This window comes from Nitrosomonas sp. Is79A3, assembly GCF_000219585.1.
Taxonomy (GTDB): domain Bacteria; phylum Pseudomonadota; class Gammaproteobacteria; order Burkholderiales; family Nitrosomonadaceae; genus Nitrosomonas.
Genome location: NC_015731.1, coordinates 2,108,675 through 2,126,924, shown reverse-complemented (window position 1 = coordinate 2,126,924; position 18,250 = coordinate 2,108,675). Strand labels below are relative to the sequence as shown.

The 18,250-nt window shown below is 44.5% G+C and carries 15 protein-coding genes, 1 tRNA gene and 1 pseudogene; 7 read left to right on the top strand and 10 right to left on the bottom strand.

The window, feature by feature from the left end:
* Positions 1–166: 166 nt before the first annotated feature.
* The 5 genes from NIT79A3_RS09745 to kdpA are packed head-to-tail and all read right to left on the bottom strand — an operon-like array spanning position 167 to position 7,977.
* Positions 167–850 carry a response regulator gene (locus NIT79A3_RS09745; RefSeq protein WP_013966032.1) on the bottom strand — a complete coding sequence of 228 codons (684 nt, stop codon included), beginning with the start codon at positions 848–850 and terminating at the stop codon, positions 167–169.
* Entirely contained in the window at positions 847–3,516 is a 2,670-nt protein-coding gene (locus NIT79A3_RS09740; RefSeq protein WP_013966031.1) for a sensor histidine kinase KdpD, read from the bottom strand. The genes NIT79A3_RS09745 and NIT79A3_RS09740 overlap by 4 nt, the downstream gene beginning before the upstream one ends.
* On the bottom strand, positions 3,516–4,094 hold the full coding sequence (gene kdpC / locus NIT79A3_RS09735; RefSeq protein WP_348225595.1) for a potassium-transporting ATPase subunit KdpC: 579 nt from the start codon (positions 4,092–4,094) through the stop codon (positions 3,516–3,518). The genes NIT79A3_RS09740 and kdpC overlap by 1 nt, the downstream gene beginning before the upstream one ends.
* Positions 4,095–4,110: 16 nt before the next feature.
* Positions 4,111–6,174: a potassium-transporting ATPase subunit KdpB gene (kdpB, locus tag NIT79A3_RS09730; protein ID WP_013966029.1), complete on the bottom strand. Its 2,064-nt coding sequence runs from the start codon at positions 6,172–6,174 to the stop codon at positions 4,111–4,113.
* Between the two features lie 15 nt (positions 6,175–6,189).
* A complete protein-coding gene (kdpA, locus tag NIT79A3_RS09725; RefSeq protein WP_013966028.1) occupies positions 6,190–7,977 on the bottom strand; it encodes a potassium-transporting ATPase subunit KdpA in 1,788 nt (595 codons plus the stop codon).
* A gap of 514 nt (positions 7,978–8,491) precedes the next feature.
* Between kdpA and NIT79A3_RS18760 the strand changes: the two genes are divergently transcribed.
* Both NIT79A3_RS18760 and NIT79A3_RS09720 read left to right on the top strand, forming a co-directional pair.
* A complete protein-coding gene (locus NIT79A3_RS18760; RefSeq protein WP_013966027.1) occupies positions 8,492–8,650 on the top strand; it encodes a hypothetical protein in 159 nt (52 codons plus the stop codon).
* A gap of 45 nt (positions 8,651–8,695) precedes the next feature.
* Positions 8,696–9,922, top strand: a pseudogene (locus tag NIT79A3_RS09720) (IS256 family transposase).
* Between the two features lie 82 nt (positions 9,923–10,004).
* On the opposite strand, the gene NIT79A3_RS09715 reads toward NIT79A3_RS09720, so the two are convergent.
* The 5 genes from NIT79A3_RS09715 to nadB form a co-directional block, all read right to left on the bottom strand.
* On the bottom strand, positions 10,005–10,361 hold the full coding sequence (locus NIT79A3_RS09715; RefSeq protein WP_041360299.1) for a DUF6880 family protein: 357 nt from the start codon (positions 10,359–10,361) through the stop codon (positions 10,005–10,007).
* A 26-nt stretch (positions 10,362–10,387) separates the two neighbouring features.
* Positions 10,388–10,552, bottom strand: coding sequence for a hypothetical protein (locus tag NIT79A3_RS19130; RefSeq protein ID WP_198009445.1), 165 nt, complete (start codon positions 10,550–10,552; stop codon positions 10,388–10,390).
* A 945-nt stretch (positions 10,553–11,497) separates the two neighbouring features.
* A tRNA-Ser gene (locus NIT79A3_RS09705) sits at positions 11,498–11,589 on the bottom strand.
* Between the two features lie 4 nt (positions 11,590–11,593).
* Positions 11,594–12,106 (bottom strand): MEKHLA domain-containing protein, encoded by a 513-nt coding sequence (locus tag NIT79A3_RS09700; protein ID WP_013966024.1) that lies wholly within the window; start codon positions 12,104–12,106, stop codon positions 11,594–11,596.
* 171 nt (positions 12,107–12,277) lie between these two features.
* The gene (gene nadB / locus NIT79A3_RS09695) at positions 12,278–13,876 is read right to left on the bottom strand and encodes an L-aspartate oxidase (RefSeq protein ID WP_013966023.1); all 1,599 of its coding nucleotides are present in this window, start codon (positions 13,874–13,876) and stop codon (positions 12,278–12,280) included.
* Between the two features lie 276 nt (positions 13,877–14,152).
* On the opposite strand from nadB, the gene rpoE reads away from it, so the two are divergent.
* From rpoE to NIT79A3_RS09670, 5 genes are all read left to right on the top strand, one after another.
* Positions 14,153–14,752: an RNA polymerase sigma factor RpoE gene (gene rpoE, locus NIT79A3_RS09690; RefSeq protein WP_013966022.1), complete on the top strand. Its 600-nt coding sequence runs from the start codon at positions 14,153–14,155 to the stop codon at positions 14,750–14,752.
* A 1-nt stretch (position 14,753) separates the two neighbouring features.
* A complete protein-coding gene (locus NIT79A3_RS09685) occupies positions 14,754–15,302 on the top strand; it encodes a sigma-E factor negative regulatory protein (protein ID WP_013966021.1) in 549 nt (182 codons plus the stop codon).
* Positions 15,299–16,303 carry a MucB/RseB C-terminal domain-containing protein gene (locus NIT79A3_RS09680; protein WP_013966020.1) on the top strand — a complete coding sequence of 335 codons (1,005 nt, stop codon included), beginning with the start codon at positions 15,299–15,301 and terminating at the stop codon, positions 16,301–16,303. Before NIT79A3_RS09685 ends, NIT79A3_RS09680 begins: the two co-directional genes overlap by 4 nt.
* A 241-nt stretch (positions 16,304–16,544) precedes the next feature.
* The gene (locus NIT79A3_RS09675; RefSeq protein ID WP_013966019.1) at positions 16,545–17,960 is read left to right on the top strand and encodes a DegQ family serine endoprotease; all 1,416 of its coding nucleotides are present in this window, start codon (positions 16,545–16,547) and stop codon (positions 17,958–17,960) included.
* Complete coding sequence (locus NIT79A3_RS09670; RefSeq protein WP_348225594.1) at positions 17,941–18,234, top strand: glutaredoxin family protein; 294 nt, start codon at positions 17,941–17,943, stop codon at positions 18,232–18,234. Before NIT79A3_RS09675 ends, NIT79A3_RS09670 begins: the two co-directional genes overlap by 20 nt.
* Positions 18,235–18,250: the final 16 nt, after the last annotated feature.

Here is an 18,250-nt window from a genome sequence, read left to right as displayed (position 1 = left end):
TATTAATCTAACTCGAATATGGTCAATGGAAACTTCAAACCGTTATAGAATCAGTGAGGTTTCGTGGCTAATTTGCACGGGAAGTCAAGCTACTACTATTCAAGTTTCTCAATGCTTTGTTTAATTCATACTCACCCTAAACGAAAATGGTTCTGAGGCTATTGTCTTATACCAGCCGGTAGCCTACCCCAAGTTCAGTAAGCAGAAATTCAGGCTGAGCTGGATTACGTTCTAGTTTTTGTCGCAAATGCCCCATGTAAATACGTAGATAATGTGAACGCTCTGAATAATTGGGCCCCCATACTGCCAGCATAAGCTGATTATGCGTTATTACCCGCCCGCGCGCATTGATGAGAGTCAGTAATAATCGGTATTCAATCGGTGTGAGGTGAATCTCTATGCCAGCACGTGTTACTGTATGTGCTGCAAGATCAACGGTTACATCACCAAAGTGCGCTATTGGATCACCTTGATTTTCATTGGATTGACGCCGACGTAAGTGAGCCCGAACGCGCGCGACCAATTCCGGTATACCGAAAGGTTTTGTCAAATAATCATCAGCCCCTATGTTAAGCGCTGCGACTTTTTCTTCTTCGCGATCACGGGCGGACAATACGACAATAGGCATCTCCGACCAACCACGGATTTGCCGAATGACTTCTTTTCCTTCGAGATCCGGTAAGCCAAGATCAATAATGACAAGATCAGGTTGCCTAGTAGAGGCTTCAATTAAACCCCGCGTACCGTTATCCGCTTCTATGACATCAAAATTCTCTGCTTCCAGCGCTATTCGTACGAACCGACGAATCTGATTTTCATCCTCGATAATCAGAATGCGAGGTATTTTCATAACAGCTCTTCTGGTATGGGTGCGATACCAAGTGGCAGCGTTAGAGTAAAGCGGGCTCCACCATCGACTCGATTTTCTGCAGAAATTTTTCCACCATGGGCTTCCACGATTGCTTTACAAAGAGCCAATCCAAGACCAACGCCTGGTTTATTCGATTCAGTTTCCCCACGAGCAAATTTATCGAATACCTTGGTTTCTTGGCCGAGAGGTAAACCAGGCCCATTGTCTTCGATCACTATTGCCAGCTCATCAATTCCGGCAGTGGCACAAACGGAAATCGTACTGCCAGGGGGTGTAAATTTGTCAGCATTATCGAGCAAATTGACAATGACTCGTTGTATCAAAATTGGATCGCACTCACATAAAGGTAAGTTAGCAGGAATCGAAATAATCAGTTTCTTTGTGGTCATTACACGATGCAGTTGCATGCATGCGCTACCAACAATTTCCTCTATCGACTGCCAATCCTTTTTCAGCTTCACACCACCGGCCTGCAATCGTGCCATATCGAGTAGATTTGTGACCAACTCAGTCATTTGTTGCGCCTCGTTCCGGATAGCGAGTGCAAGTTCCTTTTGGGAGTTTTCTGGGAGATTAGTATCGGTAAGTGTGCTGGCCAATCCTACTAAAGCGGTCAATGGAGTCCGCAAATCATGTGAGATCGCTGAAAGTAATGAATTTCGCAACCGTTCCCCCTCTATCGAGACTAACGCATCCTGTGCAACCTCGACATAGTGAACACGCTCCAAAGCCAGTGCAATTTGTGCCGCGAAGGTATCGAGTAGGCGTTTTTCCTCCGGCTCATTAAGAAAAAGCAAATCCTTGGCTTCGAGAACGAGTACCCCGCGAGTGCGCATCGGTGCCTTAAGTGGCAGGTAATGTGAAACAGCTGCAGACAAAGTGTGTGTGCCAAAACCAGCAGGCAATTGATGATCATAAACCCACTGCGCAACAGCGATATCAGTTGTCGGTTGAGAGGATGAGGTGCCAGCTACTTTCGTTTTCTCTTGACTACTGGGCAGGAGCAACGCTACTGCTGAATTAAATGTCCCACTTACATTGCGGTTTGCAATCTCAACTACTTGCTCAACAGTTAATGCGCCAGACAACTCTTTGGAAAGGGCTGCCAGTGCTTGGGCGCGCCGTTCGCGTAAATTGGCAATAGTCGCTTCAAACCGTAGTTTTGCTGCAAGCTGTCCGATGGTTAAGGCGACTAGTAGCATCAAGGCGAAAGTGAATAGATATTGCACATCGGAAACAGAAAATGAGAATCGTGGCGGTACAAAGAAAAAATCAAACAACATAACTGACAGTGCTGCGGCCCATGCGCCGGGACCTCGACCGAATTTGATCGAAATGCCCACAACGGTTAACAACAATATCATGACAACATTTGATAAATCGAAAATATGTAACAGTCCTGCAGCTAATATTGTCGTTACCCCGCACGCGATTGTGGCCCAAGCATAGTTCCACCATTTGATCGTGCCAGGTTTGATTTCCCGGTTCTTAATTCGTGTAGGTTTCTCATTGCCGACAACTACATAGATGTCAATATCGGGCGCAAATCGAGCTAGTGCATCGATAAAACGTGGACGCCAATGCTGAAACCAGGGTAAGTCCACCGGGCGGCCAACGACTAGCTTGCTGGCGTTCCGGCTTTGTGCATAAGCAATCAATGTTGCAATTAAATCACTGCCAGCGAGCGTTGCCGTTTCTGCGCCGAGTTCTTCAGCTAATGTAAGATGATCAAGAATACGTTGCCGGTCAATCTTAGATAGACGCTGAAGTGCTGGTGTTTCAACATATACTGCGTGCCAGTCAGCTTTCAGCTCTTTCGCCAGGCGAGCGGCACTGCGCACCAGCTTATTACCCAGAGGGCCCGGACCAATACAGGCAATGATACGTTCCCGCGTCTGCCAAACATTGGCAATTGCATGATCTGCACGATAAGCACGCATTTGTGAATCAACACGATCGGCCGTGCGCCTCAAAGCAAGTTCGCGCAAAGCAATCAGATTACCCTTGCGAAAGAAATTTTTGGCAGCATGTTCGACTTGCTCGGGTACATAGACTTTGCCTTCCCTAAGTCGCTCCAATAGCTCGTCAGGTGGCAGATCAACTAAGGTCACATCATCTGCGCTGTCAAAAAAGCGATCCGGGACCGTTTCCCAGATGCGGATGCCGGTAATGCTGCCAACAACATCATTTAAACTCTCAAGATGCTGGACGTTCAGCGTAGTATAAACATCAATTCCACTCGCCAAGAGCTCGTCAACATCCTGCCAGCGTTTTGCGTGCCGCGAGCCTTCGATATTTGTGTGCGCGAGCTCATCAATGATGATTAACTGCGGCGCTCGTTGCAGTGCAGCATCAATATCGAACTCAAGCAGTGATTTTTCCCGGTATTTGATTTCATGTAATGGCAATAGGGTAAGCTTTTCCAGAAGCTTTATGGTGTCGCTACGCCCATGGGTTTCAACCACACCGATAACGACGTCAATCCCTTCAGCTAACCGTTGTTGAGCGGCATTAAGCATGGTGTAGGTTTTGCCCACTCCAGCACAAGCTCCGATGAAGATTTTTAGCTTACCACGCTGTGCAGCAATTTCCTCTTTCTTGATTTCCGCTAACAGATGATCTGGATCAGGGCGCTCATCAGTCATTATTTTTCCAATGCATCAAGGGCTAAGTTAAGGCGTAAGACATTGACGCGCGAATCACCCAATAAACCCCACTGCGGCGTTTCAATCGATTGATCAACCAGTGACTTGACTATAGCCGCACCGGTATTGCGGGCTGCTGCAACACGTTCGACTTGGTAATACGCTGCGGCGGGTGAAATGTGTGGATCCAGACCACTTGCTGATGCAGTAACAAGATCCGTTGGAATTTTTTCCGCTTTATCCGGGTGACTTGCAAGTATGTTCTTGGCACGTTCTTTAACTGCTTCTATCAATACGGGATTAGTTGGCCCCAGATTAGAACCGCCTGAATTTGCCGCGTTATAAGGCATTGGAGAAGTTGCAGAAGGGCGGCCCCAAAAGTAGGTTGGCCCAGAAAAGCTCTGTCCAATCAGGGAAGAGCCGATGACTTCTTCACCACGCTTCACCAAACTGCCAGCCGCTTGTTCCGGAAAAGCGATTTGTGCAATGCTGGTAACTGCAAGTGGGTAAAGTAAGCCGGTAATGAGCGATATCAAAATAAATAATGTGATGGCTGGACGGATGAGGTTTTTCATCATAGCTCCTGATTTGCGATTAAACGAGGTCTAAAAGACCTAATAGGACATCAATCAGTTTGATACCGATAAATGGAACGAGCAAACCGCCCAGACCGTAAATCAGCAAATTTTTACGTAATAGCGAAGCAGCACCCAAAGCTTGGTATTTCACACCTTTGAGCGCCAGTGGAATCAGAAACACAATAATGATCGCGTTGAAGATTACAGCTGAGAGAATTGCCGATGAGGGCGTGTTTAGTTGCATGATATCGAGCATCTTTAACTGTGGGTAAGTGGTAGCAAATGCTGCAGGAATAATTGCGAAGTACTTGGCGACATCGTTAGCGACTGAAAAAGTTGTCAGTGCCCCACGTGTCATCAACATTTGCTTACCGGTTTCGATAATTTCAATCAGCTTGGTTGGGTTGGAATCGAGATCAACCATATTGCCTGCCTCTTTTGCTGCCTGCGTACCGGAGTTCATGGCAACGGCTACGTCAGCCTGCGCAAGAGCAGGTGCGTCGTTAGTACCATCGCCGGTCATGGCAACTAATCGTCCCTGTGCCTGATACTCCCGAATCAATTTAAGTTTATCTTCGGGTTTGGCTTCAGCCAGAAAATCATCAACACCCGCTTCGGCGGCAATCGCAGCGGCAGTTAGGCGATTGTCACCAGTGATCATCACTGTTTTGATGCCCATTTTTCGTAATTCGCTAAAGCGCTCTCGGATACCGCCCTTAACGATATCCTTGAGTTCAATGACACCGAGCACGCGGGCGCCATCGGCCACGACTAAAGGGGTGCTGCCCCGGCGTGATACCTGGTCAACCAGAACCTCGACGCTTTCAGGAAATGTGCTCCCCAGATTCTCGATATAGGTACGAATCGTATCTGCTGCGCCTTTTCGGATCTTGCGATCACCAAAGTCTACGCCGGACATGCGCGTTTGCGCAGTGAAAGGCACGAAAACCGCATTATGCAATTCGCGACCACGCAACCCAAACTCTTGTTTTGCAAGCACCACGATGGATCGGCCCTCTGGTGTTTCATCGGCTAGCGAGGCGAGCTGTGCGGCATCAGCTAATTCTTTAGTTTGAACATTGGGTGCTGGCAAGAAGGCAGATGCTTGTCGATTACCCAGTGTGATTGTTCCCGTCTTGTCGAGCAGTAATACATCCACATCGCCAGCGGCTTCAACTGCACGCCCAGAGGTAGCAATCACGTTCACTTGCATCATCCTGCTCATTCCAGCTACACCAATCGCTGACAGCAAGCCGCCGATTGTCGTCGGAATAAGGCAAACCAGGAGTGCGACCAAAACGGTAATGGATACCGGTGAGCCAGATCCTGCTGACTCAACACTATAGATTGAAAACGGTAATAGCGTCGCGCATACGAATAGAAATATCAGTGTGAGCGTAACGAGCAAAATAGTTAGCGCTATCTCGTTTGGCGTTTTCTTACGTTTGGTATTTTCTACCATTGCAATCATGCGATCCAGGAATGCCTCTCCTGGATTGGCTGTCACGCGAATTACCAGCCAATCCGATAGGATGCGCGTGCCGCCAGTAACCGCTGAAAAATCGCCGCCCGATTCGCGGATAACCGGTGCAGATTCTCCGGTGATAGCGGATTCATCGACAGAAGCAACACCTTCGATGACTTCACCATCAGCCGGAATGAAATCGCCGGCTTCAATGAGCACGATATCTCCTTTTCGCAGCGATATGGAGTCGATAGTCGTAATTTTTGCATCGCGCTTAGGTTCGGCTAATTTCTTTGCAATAATATTCTTCCGCGCACCGCGCAAGGCTGCTGCCTGTGCTTTGCCTCGACCTTCAGCGAGTGCTTCCGCAAAATTGGCGAATAAAACGGTAAACCATAGCCATGCAGCAATCGTAAAAATGAATCCTGCTGGTGCTTCGCCATGGCCGACGAGGGCATCAATACCCAATATCGTCGTGAGGACACTACCGACCCAGACGACAAACATAACCGGATTACGCCATTGCGCTTGCGGTGTAAGTTTCTTCAACGCATTGAGGAGTGCCGGTTTAATCAATACTGGGTCGAATAAAGGAAGGGTTCGTGTTTTTTTCATGAATACTCCTACCTGTTAGTGTGAGAATAGCTGCAAGTGTTCGATGATAGGGCCAAGCGCTAACGCTGGGACATAGTTGAGTGCCCCAAATATGAGTACTGTACTAATGAGTAAGATGACGAACAGCGGCCCATGGGTCGGTAGCGTTCCACCGGTTACAGCGAGTTTGGGTTGTGCTGCCAATTTGCCGGCAATGGCTAGTACGGGAATAATGACGCCGAATCGCCCAAACCACATTGCGATAGCAAGCAGAATATTGTAAAAAGGTGTATTAGATGAGAGTCCCGCGAAGGCGGATCCATTATTATTTCCAGCCGAAGTGAATGCATACAGCACTTCGGAGAGTCCATGTGCGCCCGGGTTAGCCATACTCGCCTTGCCTACTTCAGTAACAACGGCGATTGCGGTACCACCGAGCACTAGCATGGGTACAACCAGGATCGCAATCGACACCATCTTCATCTCGAATACTCCGATCTTCTTACCTAAATATTCCGGTGTGCGGCCGATCATCAATCCTGATAAAAAAACGGCGAGCATAGCGAATATGAGCATCCCATATAACCCCGCCCCAACTCCACCAAACACAACTTCACCGAGCATCATCAATCCCATCGGAACTAAACCGCCCAATGGCAGAAAACTATCATGCATCGCATTGACCGCTCCACAAGAGGCAGCTGTCGTGACCGTCGCAAATAATGCAGAAGAAATAATGCCAAACCGGATTTCCTTACCTTCGAGATTGCCCATTGAACCATCCACACCCAGTTGGGTGATAAGTGGATTCGAGTGGGATTCAGACCACAGTGCAACGGTTGCCATCGTAATGAATAGCACAGTCATCGCAGCAAGAATTGTCCATCCTTGCCGTTGGTCTCCGACCATTTGACCAAAAGCAAAGCAGAGTGCGGTCGGAATCAGGAAGATGCTGATCATTTCCAAAAAATTAGTGAGCGGTGTTGGGTTCTCAAAAGGGTGCGCTGAGTTTGCATTAAAGAAACCGCCACCGTTGGTACCGAGCAATTTAATTGCTTCCTGCGATGCAACCGGCCCCATCGCAATTGACTGTTTATCTGTTTTGATCGTCTCCATGATCACGTTCCCATGATCATCTTGCAACGGCTGACCATTAAGATCCTGCTTCGGTGCGGCATATTCAAGCGGTTCTATCAGCTTGACATCTTGATAAGCATTGAAATTCTGAATGACTCCTTGGTTTACTAGAATTAATGCGAATACTAAAGACAGTGGCAATAGCACATAGAATATTGAACGTGATAAATCGAGCCAGGCATTACCGATACCAGCAGCATTCTTTCGCGTAAAGCCTCGGATCAGTGCAATAACAACGGCGATACCGGTTGCACTTGATGCGAAGTTCTGTACCGTCAAAGCGAGCATCTGCGTCAGATAACTCATCGTCGATTCGCCACCATAACCTTGCCAGTTGGTATTGGTGACAAAGGATATTGCTGTATTGAAGGCTGAATCTGAAGAAACATCGCCAAGTGATTGAGGATTCAGAGGCAATTCACTCTGGAAACGTTGTAAGCCATACACAACAACCACACCTATAACATTGAATAGCACGATAGCTGTTGCATAACGTTGCCATGGCATATCTTCTGCTGGATTAGTGCCAATAAAACGACAGAATCCATGTTCGAATTTATCCAACCAAATGAAGCGGCGTGTTAGTTGCCCATCAGATATGCTGGCGAGATAGCGGCCTAAAGGCCAGGCAACAACGAAGAGAACAGTAAGAAATAAACCGATTTGTATCCAAGGTGATGTGTTCATGTAACCTCCTCAGCGTTGAATAATGCGTAGAGCAGGTATATGAACAATAAGATAGCAAGAATACCGGTTAGCCAATAAATCCAATTCATCTTTTATTCCTCATGATAGTAGTTGGCGATCAACCCTATGATCAATACTACACACAAAATTACAAAACAGAGATAATAATTAAGATCCATATACTTACACTAAAGTTATTTACTTATTCAATATAAACAATTGTGTGTAAAAATGGAGTTGAATTGAAAGGCTGTGGCGTAAAAATTGTGTAAAAATTTATATTGGCTGCTATACCGATGTTGCAAGAACCTACCATCCGTCATCACAGTCTGGCATAGCCAGTCTGTTACCTATACCGGGTACAAGAGCAAAGCTGTTGTGCCTATCCTAAATAAAGCATAGAGATAATCCGTAAAAAGTGAAATGTTTGTAGATTTAATAAAGCCCGATGCATTTGTTTATTTGTCCTTCAAACCTGAAACTTTAATCAAACTAATGGAATTCTGAAATTTACATGCTTCCACGTGTTGAAAAATCAATTGCTCGGTTTTTGGCAATTATGTTTGCCCCAGAAGGTGGCGCAGTAGTAAATGCATTTCGTACTAGCCTGAAAGGTCGTATTAAGATACCTGAAGAGTTTGAACAGGTGGAGGGTGTAAGAAATTTTGTGTAAGTGGTCATTTTGCAGGAAACTGCTACTTTCAGAAATGGATAAGAAATGACGACAACAAGAACTTTACCCAACGATTTAATTGACCAACTGTTATCAGGCTATAAAAAGCCAGAAGACCTAATTGGAGAGAATGGCTTACTTAAGCAACTCACCAAGGCGCTGATTGAACGTGCGTTACAAGCGGAAATGACTGAGCACTTGGGTCATGACAAACATGCTACTGTCAGCAACCTCACTGGCAATGCCCGCAACGGCAAAAGCAGCAAGACCCTTAAGGGTGAATTTGGTGAGTTGCCGATTGAAATCCCTCGTGATCGCGAGGGCAGCTTTGAACCACAACTGATCTCTAAGCACCAAACACGCTGGACTGGCTTTGATGACAAGATCATATCACTGTACTCGCGTGGTATGACGGTACGCGAAATCCAGAGTCACCTGATCGAGATGTATGGTGCGGAGGTTTCGCCTACACTGATCTCATCCGTTACCGATGCAGTGATGGAAGATGTGAAGCAATGGCAGTCCCGCCCGCTGGATGCAGTCTATCCCGTCATTTATCTGGATTGCATCCACGTCAAAGTCCGTGATGCCGGTGCGGTGCGTACCAAAGCCGTATACCTTGCCATTGGCATAAACATGCAAGGCGAAAAAGAAGTGCTGGGTTTATGGGTCTCACAGACTGAAGGTGCTAAATTCTGGCTGGGCGTTGTCACTGAACTTAAGAACCGTGGCATACAAGACATCTTCATCGCCTGTGTGGATGGCTTAAAAGGCTTTCCTGAAGCCATTGAGGCGGTCTACCCGCAAGCCACGGTACAGCTTTGAATTGTGCATATGGTGCGTAATAGTTTAAATTACGTGGGCTGGAATAAACGCGGTCTGGTTGCAACTGATTTGAAGCGCGTTTACAGCGCATCAACAGCAGACGAGGCAGAGCAATATCTCACTGAATTTGAAGTGAAATGGGATGATGCTTATCCGCCAATTGCTAAATCCTGGCGTAACAATTGGATGCGTATTATTCCGTTCTTCGATTACCCCCCTGAAATACGCAAAATCATTTACACCACCAATGCCATTGAGTCGGTGAACATGAGTTTACGTAAAGTTAGTAAAAATAGGAGCTCATTTCCAAATGATGAAGCTGTTACTAAATTGTTCTATTTGGCACTGATCAATATCAGCAAGAAATGGACGATGCCACTGCGCGATTGGAAACCTGCGTTAAACAGGTTTACTATTCAGTTTGAGGAAAGGATGCCTCAGCAGTAATTACCGCCACTTACACAAAATTTAGGATACCCTCATTAATGTCTACAATTATTTCATCGACCAGATCAATACATCGCCAATATTAATACCGGAGTACGCTAGAGTCATCACACATCTCAAAAATGGTATTGTCGGCCTCGTAAAACACCTTAACGAGTTCGATTCCTGGGATCGGATCATCAATACCAGCCTTCAAATCCTGCAGCAGCATTTCAAGTTTCCGGGCCAACCCGGCAGCACCTCGCCAATCGATAAAACGTCTTGAATGTTTCAGGTCGGAAAGTTTCTTTTTGAACCGTTGAACATTTTCCTTTGGTGTGGCCATCAATTGTTCAATCAGATCATCTGCTTCATCAGAATGAAGCGCAAGGTTCAGCAGAGCTGCTGCGAGCATTTCCGGTCCCAGATAAATAAGTTTTTGTTTCCTTTCGTTTTTCACATGACAGCTCCCCCAGCTCGAAACAGTCATGTGAAATGCGGCGGACACCTATGTTGTATGGCATGCGTTGATGACATAGCCATGATCATGCCCGTAGCGAGGGCAACGGAAACCATCCCGGCCTGCGTTGCTGCATCAGCAGCCTTCGCACAAGCTTCTTCCGTTCCATACCGTTTCTGCCAATCCAGCAAATTAGGATTCCCAGTCCTCTCATAATTCAACTCCCTATGTCTTTGATCTAAAAGCATTGGCAGAAATTACTGAAAACAGTTTAGAAGCATAAAAATTAATGAGACTTTATATCGGGAAATCACCGCCTTTACCGTCTTTACCGGGTTTCATGGGTTCGGTTGTGAAAACTGTCAGCATACTGGAAGTTATGATCGTCTAACTTCAAGAAGCTACTCGAACGGCTTCGAGCTTTACAACGAGGATTCGGATCTCTTCGTTGCTCTTTCCGAAAATATGCGCGGCTACCTAAGGCTTAAACCAAGCTGGTTCATCCGGCAAATGCGCACATACAAATTTAACCTACCAGAATACTTTGTTCAGATCGGTCTTAGTTTACGATATCCGACGCTTTTGATGAAACTCAAGAAATAAAAAATCAAAGGCGCAAAACCAAGAGGTTAAGTACCTATTTTTATTAACCTAACTCGTACACTTTTCGCGCGCTATTTGATACCCTTTTACTTCGATATTGACAAAGCTTATGGTGATTATCCTAAATTCCTCAGTTGAAGACTCTTAAATCGTTCAAGAGCCCTACTGATTAAGGTTTTTTGAAAGATACATGGCATCACCAATCAGGTGAGATTTTTGTGAAATAATCAAAATCTGCTGAAAGTGCTGTCACATATTGCTCTCAGCCTGTCAGCTGCAACTGAGGAGCAGTTAACATTTTATACCGGGAATCATTGGTGGTATTAGATTACAGCCATTTTAATCCTAAATTATAACTGAGGAATTTAGGATTATGCTTTGCAAAATAGAAAAAGGGGGAGGGCGGGTACTACTGATTGAGAGGTTAACTGTGAGGGTCTATCAATTGGTTTGAGATTTGATAGTCAATTTGATAGTGCAGAATTAATAATAACTAAATAAGTTAATTAAATCATAAGATTGTCTTATTGTATTGGCGGAGAAGGCGGGATTCGAACCCGCGGTACGGTTTGAGCCGTACACACGCTTTCCAGGCGTGCACCTTAAGCCGCTCGGTCACTTCTCCAGTCTTAACAAACCGGGGGCAAAGAATAAACCAGATCTGAGTTCTGGGCAAATTTGTTTTGTATCCCGATAGAGAAAACACAAGTTAAGTACTTCCAGGAAGAAAATGTAGCACCTTGTCCAATTGCAGTACCATCGGGTTTGTGAATATTCCAGATGATCGCTTGATCAACCAGGAAGCGCTTCCCAGTACTGGAAATTCTCACGCCGCGATAGTCAGAAATATAGCCCTGTGTTTTGGCTTGTTCTAGCATACGCGCGCGCTCTTCACGATTGATCGGTTCAGCAGTTAAGCGAGATGGTGTTTGTGTGAATTGCTGCCAATCCATAGTCCATAAATTTAGCGCTGCCTGATTGCCATAATTCAATAGGGGATCATTTTCTACACCGTGTGAAGCCACCACAAAGGCGCTACTGAATAATCGCTCGGCCTGTTCGAGTGGTGTGTCGTTGCGCTGAATGAGTTCCTGTTTGACCCAATGGGCATAACTATCCAGTAAATACTGGCACCATTGCACGATTTGCGGATCTGCCCAATGGATTTGCGTCGTTTGCTATGAAAGTTGGTTATAAATAAAGGAGATGAGTTTAACGCAGGCTTCCGCAGGCTGGCAATACTATAAGAATCACTATTTTTATTTGATTAGCGCTGAAGGTAAGCCGATTCGAACAAACTTTGAAACTATTTTTTAAGAAATTTTCCTTTGAAGCACAGTATTTTCGGCTATCGGCAATGTATCCGGGTAGTCTTTGCTATAGTGTAATCCCCGGCTTTCGTGACGCAGCATTGCACTCCGTACGATTAAATCGGCGCTGTCGACAAGGTTGCGTAATTCTAACAGATCGCTTGTGACACGAAAATTTATATAGTATTCATTGATTTCTTCTCGTAATAGCTCAATGCGGCGCTGTGCGCGTTGTAGCCGTTTTGTTGTGCGGACAATGCCGACATAGCTCCACATAAAACGGCGTAATTCATCCCAATTGTGTGCGATGACGATCTCTTCATCGGCGTCTGTAACACGGCTTTCATCCCAATCAGGCAGCTCTGGTAACCCATTAGCGGCTTGATTGCGAATGTCGTTGCCTGCAGCTTGGGCCAATACCAGACATTCTAGCAGTGAGTTACTGGCTAAGCGGTTGGCGCCATGCAATCCCGTATGCGCTGTTTCTCCGATGGCATAGAGATTATTTAAGTCGGTTCTACCATGTTTGTCGGTAACAACGCCGCCGCACGTGTAGTGTGCGGCAGGAACAACAGGAATCGGTTCTTTGGTAATATCGATTCCCAGTTCTAGACAGCGGGCGTAAATTGTTGGGAAATGTTCTTTTAGAAAGCTGGCTGGTTTATGGGATATATCCAGATAGACGCAATCCAATCCTCTTTTTTTCATTTCAAAATCAATGGCGCGAGCGACAATATCACGGGGTGCTAGTTCCGCGCGTTGATCGTGCCAGGGCATGAAGCGATCCCCATTGGGGAGTTTTAATAACCCGCCTTCGCCACGGACAGCCTCACTGATTAAAAATGATTTTGCATGGGGATGATAAAGACAAGTCGGATGAAATTGAATAAATTCCATATTCGCTATCCGGCAACCTGCCCGCCAACCCATCGCAATGCCATCGCCAGTCGCTGTATCCGGATTTGTGGTATAGAGATAAACCTTGCTGGCTCCGCCTGTTGCGAGTACGGTGTTTTGCGCTGTAAATGTCAGTACCCGATCTTTTTTCTTGTCGAGAACGTAAGCGCCAAAGCATCGTTTGTGCTGCGTATCCGCATAATCAGGTAGTTTGTCGCTGGTAATCAGATCGATCGCGATATGATGTTCCAATACGGAAATGTTCGGGTGCGTTTTTATTTTCTGGATTAATGCTTGTTGAACAGCTTTTCCGGTTGCATCGCCACTGTGAATAATTCGCCGCATGCTATGGCCACCTTCTTTGGTAAGGTGATACCCCGTTTCATTTTTCTGATCACTGGTGAAAATAACCCCTTGGTCTATCAACCAGTGTATTGCGTTAGCCGCATTCTCAGCAACATAGCGAGTGATTTTCTCATCGCATAAACCCGCTCCGGCGATTAGCGTATCCTGAACATGCTTTGACGGGGAATCATCATTCGATAGCGCAGCTGCAATGCCTCCTTGCGCCCACGAACTGGCGCCTGAATCAACAGTCTGCTTAGTGATGATACCTATTTTTTTATGCTGTGCTAAATGCAATGCGAGTGTGAATCCAGCCAATCCGCTGCCAATAATGAGCGTATCAAAGTTGTTTTTAGACATTAAGCTGGGCTATATTAAATTATATTAGAGGACTGAATAATAACAGACTCAAAGTGCTGCATGCCTGTATTCAAAGATTTATCGTGTTTTGATTTCTGAAAGTCAAATAGTGAACTAATTAACAGGGTTAATTGTCTTTAGAAAATATGAGATGTAATTACGTAGTTCCCGAGATTGATTTGGATAGGTATACTTGTTCTGTTGTGTCATTATGCTACATTTGATGGAACAAAAATAAAATTACAAATTCATTTAAATGCTCAGGGATCGTGTTGTATGGGTGATCGGGAGATCGATCAACAGTTAGTAGAGAGAGTTCAAGGCGGAGATAAGCATGCATTTGATCTACTAGTAATCAAATATCAGCGCAAGCTGGCTCGCTTGTTATCGCAATTTATACGCGATTCGGCTGAAGTTGAGGATGTAACGCAAGAAGCTTTTGTTAAAGCATATAGAGCATTACCTTCATTTCGTGGAGATAGCGCTTTTTACACGTGGTTATACCGGATTGGTATCAATACTGCTAAAAATTTTCTGGTATCTCAAGGACGTAAGCTGCCCGTTTTGCAAGGGTTCGACAATGAGGACGCTGAAGACTTTGAGGATAGCGGTTTATTAAAGGAAATGAATACACCAGAAAGTGAACTGATGAGCAAACAAATTGCTCAAACTGTTAATCAAACACTGGACTCATTGCCTGAAGAACTGCGCACAGCAATTACTTTAAGAGAAATTGATGGATTAAGTTATGAAGAAATCGCGAATATTATGGACTGTCCTATAGGGACTGTTCGTTCGCGTATATTTCGTGCACGAGAAGCAATATCTGAACAGTTACGTCCTTTATTGGGGACTAGTAAAGACAAGAGGTGGTAATGTGAAAAGTAAAGTATCTGCATTAATGGATGGTGAACTTGATCAACGCGATGTTTCGAATGTTATCGAGGCAGTAAGAAAGGATGATAATTTGCAGGAGGAATGGGAAACTTATCATCTGATTGGTGACACGCTCCGACAATCTTCGCGATTATCAATGAACATATCCTCTAGCGTCAGTCAAAAATTAAAAACCGAACCAACCATACTTTCTCCAAACGTATCTAACATAGAAAAAAAACTCAAGCGCAAAATATATGCGTTTTCGGTGGCGGCTTCTGTGATTGCGATGATATCAGCTTGGCTGGTCATGCAAAATTTACATGAGCCCCAGCAAATAATCATGGCGGAACAACCGAATCATAATAATTTGACTATAGCACCCTCCATAGTTTCTTCACCGCCAACAATACATAATTATCCCCATCCCCCGATTGAAATTAATGATTATCTGTTTGTGCATAGAGAATTCTCTCCAGGGGTTACGATGCGCGGACAAATCACTAATGTTAATAGCGTAACCGAATATCACGAAAGATATGGTAGATGATTAGCCGCAATATAATCGCATTGCTTTTATTGTTAGCATTTAGTTTTCAAGCAACATTCGCACAGGAGTTACCCCGTTCATCTGAAAGTGCACTGGATTGGTTGAAGAAAATGGCCGATGCGCCGCGTCGGCACAATTATTCTGGGACATTTGTTTACTACGCTGATGGCCATATGGAAACATCACGTATCGTTCATAAAGTCGATCAAATTAGTGAGCGTGAGAAAGTCGAAGTTTTAGATGGGGCGCCGCGAATCGTTTTTCGCAATAATGACGAAATGAAATGTTATCTGCCGGAAAGCAAAAGAATTTACACGGAAAAGCGCTGGTTCCGTAAATTTTTTCCTGACATTCTTCCCCGGCCTTTTGATACTACTATTGATGAAAACTATTACATTAATGAAGACAGACTTGAGCGAGTAACGGACCATCAATGTCAAGTTCTGTCTTTGACACCAAGAGATTCTTTACGCCATGGTCATCGATTCTGGATTGACGTCGAAACAGGATTGCTACTGAAAGCTGCAGTAATGAATGGTAACGAAATTATTGAACAATTCGCATTTGCGCAACTTGAAATTGATGGGGAGATTCATGCCGATTTATTGAAACCGAGTCAATCCATGGTTCAAGATGAGTGGAAGGTAACTGATTTAATTACTTCCTTTTTAAATGCGGGCGAATTGAAGTGGCAAGTCATGAGTCTGCCCGCTGGTTTCAGGAAATTGGTTGAAATGAAACGTAATTTTGCCGAGAAACCGATACCTGTGGATCACATTGCTCTATCCGATGGACTTGCAACAGTGTCTGTTTTTATAGAGCCAATTACTATGGATGCACCGACACCTCTACCTGGCTTCTTTACAAGCCGTGGCGCAATTAATATATATGTGCGCATGCTGGATGATAATAAAATAACAACAATTGGTGAAGTCCCTTTGGAAACTATAAAATTAATTGGAGATTCTGTCATCAAGAAAGATAGGGTTCCAGCAAATTAGAGCGCTAAATATATTTGCATTCCTGCCATGGACTAAAAGGTTTAATGAAATTGATCTGATACTGGCTTATTATTCAAAGACGTGTCACTATGCGCGTTTTGGCCTGAAATCATTTATTATCCTGTTTTTTCTTCATACATTCCGCTGATTAGAGAATTCAATATATTCCCCGAATTGATCGGTAAATTACATGCATATAAACGTTAACTACTTGCACAGGTTTATTGTGAGGATGAAAGTCATGCTTCAACTTATATTAATCTCATTATTTTTCTATTCATCAACAGTTTTGGCACAGGCCAATGAACTGCCGGATTTTACTGGATTAGTTGAGAAACATGGTGCGGCAGTAGTCAATATCAGTGCCGTACAGAATTTAACCACACTGAATAATCAAATTGTTCCTGAGATACCTGGTATTCCTGAGAATTCACCTTTTTATGATTTTTTTAAACGGCATATGCAGCCTTTTCCTGCGCCGAGAAAATCTGAACCTAAATCATTGGGATCAGGTTTTATTATTAGCTCAGATGGTTATATCTTGACCAATGCCCATGTTGTTGAGACTGCTGATGAGATTACTGTAAAGCTGAATGACAAGCGTGAATTCGTTGCAGAAATTATCGGCACGGATAGAAAAACAGATATTGCATTAATCAAGATAAATGCAACTGATTTGCCCAAAGTCACACAAGGAAATCCGGAGAATCTTAAAGTCGGCGAATGGGTGGTTGCTATCGGATCGCCTTTCGGCTTCGAACATAGCGTGACCGCTGGTATTGTGAGTGCTAAAGGACGTTCCTTGGCACAAGAAAATTTTGTTCCATTTATACAAACAGATGTGGCGATTAATCCGGGAAATTCCGGAGGGCCTTTGTTTAACATGAAGGGTGAAGTAGTCGGTATTAACTCTCAAATCTACAGCCGGACGGGTGGATTTATGGGATTGTCATTTGCCATACCGATAAATGTTGCAACTGAAATTGCGGACCAATTAAAAGTCAGCGGTAAAGTTAGTCGTGGAAGAATTGGCGTAATGATTCAGGAAGTAACCAAGGAGTTAGCGGAGTCTTTTGGTTTGACAGATGGAAAGGGTGCTTTAGTCGTTTCCGTGGAAAAGGGCGGTCCTGCAGATCTGGCAGGAATTAAAGCCCGCGATATCATAGTGCAGTTTGATGAGAAAGGAATTACAACCTCTGCTGATTTGCCGCGCATAGTCGGCAATACCAAACCGGGTACAAAAGTTTCTATACAGATTTGGCGAGATGGTTCTTTAAAGACTGTAAAGGTTGAAGTTGGAGAAACGCCATCTGATGAAGCGGCAGAAAACCGGAAACTTAAGCAAGGAAAAAAAACGGATACTTCAAACCGGCTTGGACTAGCACTAAGTGAGATTACTGCTGAGCAAAAAAAACAATTGGAAATTTCTAACGGACTATTGGTTGAAGACATGCAACCCGGTATTGCCAGTCGATCAGGAATCCGTATTGGAGATATTATTCTTGGATTTAACAGTAAGGATGTGAATAGTATTGAGCAGTTTAATGAATTGCTTAAACAAGTAAAAAGCGGGAAAAATATCGCTTTGCTCGTTAAAAGAGGGGACATCACTACTTTCATCACTATGAAACTTACTGATGATGACAAAAAAAATTGAACTAAATCCCTTTACCTCGGATGAGGTAAAAACATTGATCGTATATGGACGTGAAGACTGTCACCTTTGCCAAAACATGATAGTTGCTTTGCAAGATATACAAGAGCGGATATCTTTTAACTTCAAGGTTATTGATATCGACTCCGATGCGGAATTGATTGCGCTATATGGAGAGAAAATTCCGGTGCTAGTGTCTCCATTGACTAACCAAGAGATCTGCCATTACTTTCTTGATGTAGCAGCTTTAGATGATTATCTTGGTAAATTTCGATAGAATGCTGCCTCTTTTA